General features: G+C 73.9%; 1 protein-coding gene. It reads left to right on the forward strand.

Annotation, left to right across the window (positions count from 1 at the left end; genetic code table 11):
- A partial coding sequence (locus tag HW445_RS32085; RefSeq protein ID WP_180224268.1) for a S1C family serine protease occupies positions 1–948 on the forward strand: 948 nt, incomplete at its 5' end.
- Positions 949–1104 lie beyond the last annotated feature (156 nt).

Here is a 1104-nt window from a genome sequence, read left to right on the forward strand (position 1 = left end):
GGCGCCCCACGCGCGCCGCGCGCCCCGGAGGACCTGGAGGAGGGCTACATCCGGGTCATCCGTGACGTCCTGCCCTCCGTGGTCCAGGTGCAGGCCGGCGAGGACCTCGGCTCCGGCATCGTCTACGACGACCGCGGACACATCGTCACCAACGCCCATGTGGTGGGCGACCAGAAGAGCTTCCGGGTCACCACCGCCCAGAGCGGCCAGCCGCTGACCGCGCGGCTGGTGTCGTCCTTCCCCGAGCAGGACCTCGCCGTCATCAAGCTGGAGCGGATGCCGGACGGACTGCGGCCCGCGACCTTCGGGGACTCCGCCGAGGTGCAGGTCGGGCAGATCGTGCTGGCGATGGGCTCGCCGCTGGGTCTCTCCTCCAGCGTCACCCAGGGGATCGTCTCGGCCACCGGACGGACCGTCAGCGAGACGTCCGAGACCGGCGGCACGGGGGCGACCATCCCCAACATGATCCAGACCTCGGCGGCCATCAACCCCGGCAACAGCGGGGGCGCGCTGGTCGACCTGGACGGCGAGGTCGTCGGCATCCCGACCCTCGCCGCGTCCGACCCCGGACTGAACGGCAGCGCGGCGGCGGGCATCGGCTTCGCCATCCCGTCGTCCATGGTGCGCACCGTCGCCGATCAGATCATCGAGGACGGCCGGGTCACCCACACCGGGAGGGCCGCCCTGGACATCACCGGCCGCACCGTGGTCGACCGGAACTCCCGGGCCGTCGGCGTGGCGATCGTGGAGGTGATCGGTGGCGGGGCCGCCGCCGACGCCGGGCTGCGGGCCGGGGACGTGATCATCCGGCTGGGGACCCGGCCGATCACCACCATCACCTCCCTCACCGAGACGCTGGCGACCATGAAGCCCGGTGAGAAGGTGACCGTCGCCTACCGCCGGGGCGGCGACGACCGCACCGTGCGGGTCACCCTCGGCGAGCAGTGACGGGAGGCGGGCGGGGCGGCGGTCCGCCGCCCCGCCCGCCCGTGCTCCCCGCCCCGCCGCCCGGGGGCTCAGGCGCGCCGGCCGGAGGATCAGGCCTCGACGTCCTCGGCGCGCAGGCTCATCGGCCCGTAGATCTCCGCCTCGTCCTCGAAGAGC

It is taken from the genome of Streptomyces sp. UH6, assembly GCF_013421635.1.
Lineage (GTDB): Bacteria > Actinomycetota > Actinomycetes > Streptomycetales > Streptomycetaceae > Streptomyces > Streptomyces abyssomicinicus.